The organism is Microcystis sp. Msp_OC_L_20101000_S702 (assembly GCF_007095705.1).
Lineage (GTDB): Bacteria > Cyanobacteriota > Cyanobacteriia > Cyanobacteriales > Microcystaceae > Microcystis > Microcystis ichthyoblabe_A.
The window spans coordinates 20,129-27,308 of sequence record NZ_SFBO01000100.1; the positions used below are offsets into that span (position 1 = coordinate 20,129).

Consider the following 7,180-nt stretch of genomic DNA (forward strand, 5'->3'; position numbering starts at 1 on the left):
GGCTAATCACCGGTCTCTTGAGTTTTGAACAAAGATGAAAAATAACTTTTGGGGGTTAATTTGGTCTAGTTTTAACGAAATTCAAGGGGTTTTACTCGGTCTTCTTGGATTTTTAGGAGGTATTGCTTTAATTCGTTATCCCTTCAATACTTCTATTCCTCTAGATCTAGTAATTATTGTCAGTTTCTTCACCCTACTGTTTATAGCCACTTTGTTAAGTGCTGTTAACACACTTCTTAGACAGAAGCAAAAATTAGAGGCAGAAGTTAAGCAACTTCAGGAGGTAAACCAAAAGCTAGAGACTGAAATTAAACAGCGCATTATCCCTAAAATTCTAAGAGTTCAAAAGGATGCGAATAATAATATTCTATGCTTACTGGAAGCATCAGATCTATTTGCGAATGATATCTATATTTCTTTCTACTACACGGATGATGACGGGTTTGAAAATTTAATTGCAATAGGTTTCGTAAACGTGATCCAAAATGATGGAAAAATACAAGCTATTCTAAATCAGCCGTATCCTAACTATCAAAATATTATCGATGCCCTAGATGGAAACGATCCCAAATTAATTGAAAAAATAATCATCAAGCCTAGCATTCCTAGAAATTTCAATACCGGTCAACCCTAGAAGAAACATGGAAAACCTAACTGAAACGACATTATTATCGCCTAAAGGTACATTCCCCGCCCAGATAGTTAATATCCTTGATCCGTATCGATTAGTCATGAATCGAGGCGAACGAAATAGAATTCAAGTGGGTCGCCGAGTATTGATATATGGGATAAGCGAGGAAGAAATTATAGACCCTAATACGGGAGAATCTTTAGGGTTTCTCGAATTAGTAAGAGGTACGGGAAGAATTATTTTGGTTCAAGATAAAATATCTATTATAGAATCAGACAAAAAGCCAGACATAGATTTAAATAAACTTTATTATTTGATCAGAGAATATCATTTGCTGCAACCTAGAGACTTGTCTGAATTATCTTATATCCCTCCCTTGACTCCTTCTGGAATTGAATACTTAGCAAAGAAAGAGTTACAATCAAAAAGAGAAAGAGAGTTAAAATCAATGATTGATAAATTAGGAGAAAGACTACCGTTTGAAAATCCTCAAGTTGGCGATCTAGTCAAGCCTATTTAATCGTTATAATCAAAAATTAGTCCGGTTGTGCATTTTATTCAGCAAAAAAAGGATTAAGAGGGTTTCTGTCGGGTTGTCGGGTTTCGTAGCCTCAAACCGACCTAGTAATTTACTACCATTTTTGTCTGGGAAAAACTAATTCCCGATTTACCCGGATGTATGAGTCAGGGTGAAACTTTAGAGGAAGTGATTATTAATATTGAAGAAGCGGTGGTAAAAAAGCAATTACTTTGCTTTCTAAAAGATAAATATCCCCATAACTTGTTGCGGGAATCTAGAGATGAAGAGATTGAAAAATGTCAAAATAATGAATAATTAGTTTGACATTTTTTTGATACTTTCAGGTTCTTCGGTTTGTGTTATGCAATGGACGGGTGAAACTCTTATATAGAAAGACATTGCTTCGATTTTTGCCAATTGTTTTCCCTCTCTAACGAACTAATCAATTAAGTCTCTTGCTAAATAAGGATTTAGTCGATTTATACCACCCTATCGAACCATACCAAGTAACGAAGAACCAAAAAAACTAGGGAAAAATATTAAAAGGGGAGAATTAATCCCCCCCATTAATTTAGACAAAGAAACTATTGACTGGAATAGTGCCGAGCGCCGGGAAAGTACCCGTTAACCCGGTGAGATTAATCACCAAATCATTAGCACTTTGGAAGCCTGCCGTACCGTCGTTGATAATTAGGTAAGTAGAAGAACTATTGTCCCGCACTAAAGCAGCGCTGTTAATTCCGAGAGCTTGATTTCCGGCTGTTGCGCCATTAGCATCGGTAAAGACGTTAGTAACAATAGTGTCAATATTAGTCGTGGTGCTATCTGTTGCCCGGGTAAAAGCGACCGGGGCATTAATGGCCGCACCAGCTTGACTGAGCAGGTCAATTTTATCAGTACCAATAGCAAAATCCGTAACTCGGTCTAGGGCTGCCGAGGTGGACTGACTAAACTGGAAGATAAAGATATCTGCACCTAAACCACCAGTTAAAGTATCGACTCCAGCAGCACCATTGAGGCTATTATTGCCACTATTCCCTGTAATCTGGTTATTTAAGCCATTACCCGTGCCATTAAGATTACCGGTACCAGTGAGGAGGAGATTTTCCACGTTGTTAGGAAGGGTATAGAAAATCGAAGCTTGCACGGTATCGGTTCCCTCGTTGAGAGCTTCGATGACCAAATCGCCGGCATCATTTACTGTATAAGTATCGTTTCCGGCTAATCCAGTCATGGCATCTGCTCCAGAGGTTCCCACAAGGGTGTCCGGACCAGAAGTACCGATAAAGTCATCATTATTGATGGTTCCCGTGGCAGTAGCGGTGGTAATAGTAGCGCCGTTGGTGGCATTGGAGAGGGTGACGGTAAAGTTTTCGTTCAGTTCTACTGTTGTATCCCCCTGAACGTTAACAGTAATCACTTTACTGGTTTCCCCGGCGGCAAAACTTACTACTCCACTGGGTAATACTCCCCCAACAAAATCCGTGGCATTAGCAGGATTGGTTCCTGTACCAGTAACTGCCCAGTTAACGTTATTGGTTCCCGTGGTATTAACCGCACGAGTGACGGTGAAAGTAAAGGCTTTACTGCCACTGTTGCCCTCGGTTTGATTGGCATTGGTGGCGGCAATAGCGAGGGTGGGAACTGTGGGACCACCCACATTTAAGGCCCACAATTCATCACCGTTAACGCCGTTATTGGCAGTGAAGAACAAAGTATTGCCCACTACCTTCAGACTGCTGGGGCCGTAGCCAGAGGCACCGGGGATGATGTCGGCCACCAGAACCGTACCGGCAGCCGTGCCGTCGCTTTTCCATAATTCAGTACCGTTCACGTCGTCATAGGCAGTGAAGTACAGGGTACTGCCCACTGCCGTTAGATTGCCGGGGTAGGAGCCACTAAAGAAACCGGGGCGGATATCCTTGACCAGAACTGTACCAGCCGCCGTGCCGTCGCTCTTCCACAATTCAGTACCGTTAACGTCGTCCCGGGCGGTAAAGAACAGGGTACTGCCCACTGCCGTTAGATTGCGGGGGTCGGAGCCAGAGAAATCGGGGTAGATATCTTTGACCAGAACCGTACCGGCCGCCGTGCCGTCGCTCTTCCATAATTCATAACCGTTAACGTTGTCATTAGCAGTGAAGAACAGGGTGTTGCCCACTACCGTTAGATTTTCAGGGAAAAGACCAAAGGAACCGGGAAAAATATCCTTGACCAGAACTGTACCCGCCGCCGTGCCGTCGCTTTTCCATAATTCAGTACCGTTCACGCCGTTATCGGCAATGAAGTACAGGGTACTGCCCACTGCCGTCAGATTGCGGGGGTCGGAGCTAGAGGAACCGGGGCGGATATCCTTGACCAGAACCGTACCGGCAGCCGTGCCGTCGCTTTTCCATAATTCAGTACCGTTCACGCCGCCATAGGCATTGAAGAACAGGGTGTTGCCCACTGCCGTTAGATAGCGGGGGAAGGAGCTAGAGTCACCGGGGCGGATATCTTTGACCAAAACTGTACCAGCCGCCGTGCCGTCGCTCTTCCACAATTCCCAACCGTTCACGTCGTCATAGGCATTGAAGAACAGGGTGTTACCCACTGCCGTCAGACGGCTGGGGTTGGAGCTAGAGGAACCGGGGAGGATATCTTTGACCAGAACCGTACCGGCCGCCGTGCCGTTGCTTTTCCATAATTCAATGCCGTTAAGAAGGTCACGGGCGGCAAAGAACAGGGTGTTGCCCACTGCCGTTAGATTGCCGGGGGAGCGGATGTCGGCCACCGCAACTGTACCGGCTACCGTGCCGTCGCTCTTCCATAATTCATAACCGTTAACGTCGTCATCGGCGATGAAGTACAGGGTACTGCCCACTGCTGTCAGATTTTTGGGGTAGGAGCTAAAGGCACCGGGACGGATATCTACTAAAAAAGGAACGGAGCCGTCGTCGTCAACAATAGTCACGGTTGCCGTAGATGGAGTGCCGAGAGTAGCTCCGTTGGTGGGATTGGAGAGGGTGACAGTAAAGTTTTCGTTCGGTTCTACTGTTGTATCCCCCTGGACGTTAACAGTAATTACTTTACTGGTTTCCCCCGGGGCAAAACTCACCACCCCACTGGGTAACAATCCCCCGACAAAATCGGCAGCGTTGGCGGGATTGGTTCCCGTGCCGGTAACTGCCCAACTGACGTTATTGCTTCCGGTGGTGATAACCGAACGAGTGACGGTGAAGGTAAAGGCTTTGCTGCCACTGTTGCCCTCGGTTCGACTGCTGCTGGCGGCGGCAATGGTGAGGGTGGGAGCTGCTACATCATCATTATTGATTGTTCCCGTGGCAGTAGCGGTGGTAATGGTAGCGCCGTTGGTGGCATTGGAGAGGGTGACGGTAAAGTTTTCGTTCGGTTCAAATGTGGTATCTCCCTGGACGTTAACAGTAATCACTTTACTGGTTTCCCCCGGGGCAAAACTCACGGTTCCTGACGGTAAGACTCCTCCGACAAAATCCGTGGCATTGGCGGGAAAAGTGCCGCTGCTGGTAACTGCCCAGTCAACGCTATTGCTTCCCGTGGTGTTAGCTGAACGAGTGACGGTGAAGGTGAAGGCTTTACTGCCACTGTTGCCCTCGGTTTGATTGGCATTGGTGGCGGCAATGGCGAGGGTGGGAATTGCGAGCGTACTCACAGCCCACAATTCAGTACCGTTCACGCCATTATCGGCGCTGAAGAACAGGTTGTTGCCCACTACTCTCAGGCCCCGGGGGTCGGAGCCAGAGGCACCGGGGCGGATGTCGCCCACCAAAACTGTACCGGCCGCCGTGCCGTCGCTCCTCCACAATTCATAACCGTTCACGCCGTCATTGGCAGTGAAGAACAGGGTACTGCCCGCCGCCGTCAGATAGCGGGGGTAGGACGAAGAGCCACCGGGGTTGATATCCTTGACCAGAACCGTACCGGCCGCCGTGCCGTCGCTTTTCCACAATTCCCGACCGTTAACGTCGTCATCGGCGATGAAGAACAGGGTACTGCCCACCGCCGTTAGATAGCGGGGGAAGGACCCAAAGGAACCGGGGAGGATATCCTTGACCAGAACCGTACCGGCCGCCGTGCCGTCGCTTTTCCACAATTCCCGACCGTTAACGTCGTCATCGGCGATGAAGAACAGGGTGTTGCCCACCGCCGTTAGATTGCGGGGGTAGGACGAAGAGCCACCGGGGGCGATATCTTTGACCAAAACTGTACCAGCCGCCGTGCCATCGCTTTTCCACAATTCCCAACCGTTCACGCCGTCATTGGCAGTGAAGTACAGGGTGTTGCCCACTGCCGTTAGATAGCGGGGGGAGGACCAAGAGCCACCGGGGTTGATATCCTTGACCAGAACCGTACCAGCCGCCGTGCCGTCGCTTTTCCATAATTCCCCACCGTTCACGCCGTCATAGGCAGTGAAGAACAGGGTACTGCCCACTGCCGTTAGATTGCGGGGGTCGGACCCAAAGGAACCGGGGAGGATATCCTTGACCAGAACCGTACCGGCCGCCGTGCCGTCGCTTTTCCACAATTCCCGACCGTTCACGTCGTCATAGGCATTGAAGAACAGGGTGTTACCCACTGCCGTTAGATAGCGGGGGAAGGACCCAAAGGAACCGGGGCGGATATCCTTGACCAAAACTGTACCGGCCGCCGTGCCGTTGCTTTTCCACAATTCATAACCGTTCACGCCGTCACGGGCGGCAAAGAACAGGGTGTTGCCCACTGCCGTCAGATTGGGGCGGGAGCGGATGTCGGCCACCGCAACTGTACCGGCTACCGTACCGTCGCTCTTCCACAATTTATAACCGTTAACGTTGTCATCGACGATGAAGAACAGGGTGTTGCCCAGCACCGTTAGACTGCCGGGGTAGGAGCTAAAGGCACCAAGGTTGATATCTTTAACTAAAAAAGGAGTTGACATGACTTTTTCCTGAATAAAGGGTGAAAATTAAACAGTTAGGTAGTGGTGCAGAATAAATTTCCTAGTGGAGATAGGCAAGGAGCAAGGGGGGGGTTAGATTTGTGTCATTAATTTTGCTTAGGTACTTAAGCCAACCCACGTTCATCTCTGGTATAGATTAGAATCGATTATTAACATTGATTTTTGCTTATGATTTATTATGGTTTCAGTGGGTATTAATAGAAGTCATGACGTTAACTGCAAAAGATTAATGCGACTATTTTACGCAAAGAATCGCCAATCTTTCAAGGTTTCTATAACAAAAATTAACATTTATACAAGAAAACGGGTTTCTCAAAGACAAGAAACCCGGTTTCTCAAAGACAAGAAACCCGGTTTCTAAATAGGTTCTCAAAGAAACCGGGTTTCTCAAGAAGTTCTAGGATTGGATTTTTGCCAAAGACTGCTTAAATTTTGCGAGAGAATTAGCGGTAGCTGCTAATTTAACAATTTCTTGTAATGTAGATAGTACCGAAACTTTATTCAGGTATTGTTCCACATCTAAAGGAACTTCACCTAAGCGAGCTTGCAAAACTGTTTTGACAAAATCACGAGCATTTTCTAACGCTCCAATTTCCTTACCCTGTTCTATCCCTCGTAACTCCATATTACTTACTAAAGGCATGGTTCTTTCCTCCTCAAATTGTTTGATTTTACTCTCTAAGCTTGACTGTAATTCAGGGGATAAAGTCATCATATTGTCGATGATTTCAAACAGTTTAATTATCTGTTCCCTCTCGAACTCCTTTTCATACAATCCCCTGATTAACCTCCACTTCCACTGTTCCCGTTGTGGCAGCTTCCCAGTAGTCGCTTTTGTTTTCAGGTGTGCCATGACGATTATAGCAAAGGGATTGCTACTTGCTTCTAGTTCTGACCAGCTTTCCTCATAGTCCAGTAATTTGACTGTTGGGAATTTCAGACTCACTTCACAACCAGCGATAGTATAATTATAGGAATCTGGTCGCCAATTTACTCGTTCATCTCCTAATATAGCGAGACTGATAACTGGTTTCTGATACAAATCAAAGGCCCGATAGTTATAAATATACAT

4 protein-coding genes and 1 pseudogene are annotated in these 7,180 nt (G+C 46.9%); 3 read left to right on the top strand and 2 right to left on the bottom strand.

The window, feature by feature from the left end; translation table 11 throughout:
• Positions 1-34: 34 nt before the first annotated feature.
• The 3 genes and pseudogenes from EWV60_RS11095 to EWV60_RS11105 form a co-directional block, all read left to right on the top strand.
• A complete protein-coding gene (locus tag EWV60_RS11095; protein WP_024969927.1) occupies positions 35-634 on the top strand; it encodes a hypothetical protein in 600 nt (199 codons plus the stop codon).
• Positions 635-641: 7 nt separating this feature from the next.
• Entirely contained in the window at positions 642-1,151 is a 510-nt protein-coding gene (locus EWV60_RS11100) for a hypothetical protein (protein WP_024969926.1), read from the top strand.
• Between the two features lie 135 nt (positions 1,152-1,286).
• A pseudogene (locus EWV60_RS11105) lies at positions 1,287-1,466 on the top strand (type II toxin-antitoxin system HicB family antitoxin); the annotation flags it as partial.
• 256 nt (positions 1,467-1,722) lie between these two features.
• Here the strand turns inward: EWV60_RS11105 and EWV60_RS11110 are convergent.
• Both EWV60_RS11110 and EWV60_RS11115 read right to left on the bottom strand, forming a co-directional pair.
• A complete protein-coding gene (locus EWV60_RS11110; RefSeq protein ID WP_287232279.1) occupies positions 1,723-6,087 on the bottom strand; it encodes an ELWxxDGT repeat protein in 4,365 nt (1,454 codons plus the stop codon).
• Positions 6,088-6,505: 418 nt separating this feature from the next.
• Positions 6,506-7,180 (bottom strand): hypothetical protein (locus EWV60_RS11115; RefSeq protein WP_287232280.1); only part of this gene is annotated, 675 nt, incomplete at its 5' end.

Coding starts and splice junctions, on each gene's coding strand:
- EWV60_RS11095 (WP_024969927.1), top strand. CDS start 35: ATGAAAAATAACTTTTGGGGGTTAATTTGGTCTAGTTTTAACGAAATT.
- EWV60_RS11100 (WP_024969926.1), top strand. CDS start 642: ATGGAAAACCTAACTGAAACGACATTATTATCGCCTAAAGGTACATTC.
- EWV60_RS11110 (WP_287232279.1), bottom strand. CDS start 6,087: ATGTCAACTCCTTTTTTAGTTAAAGATATCAACCTTGGTGCCTTTAGC.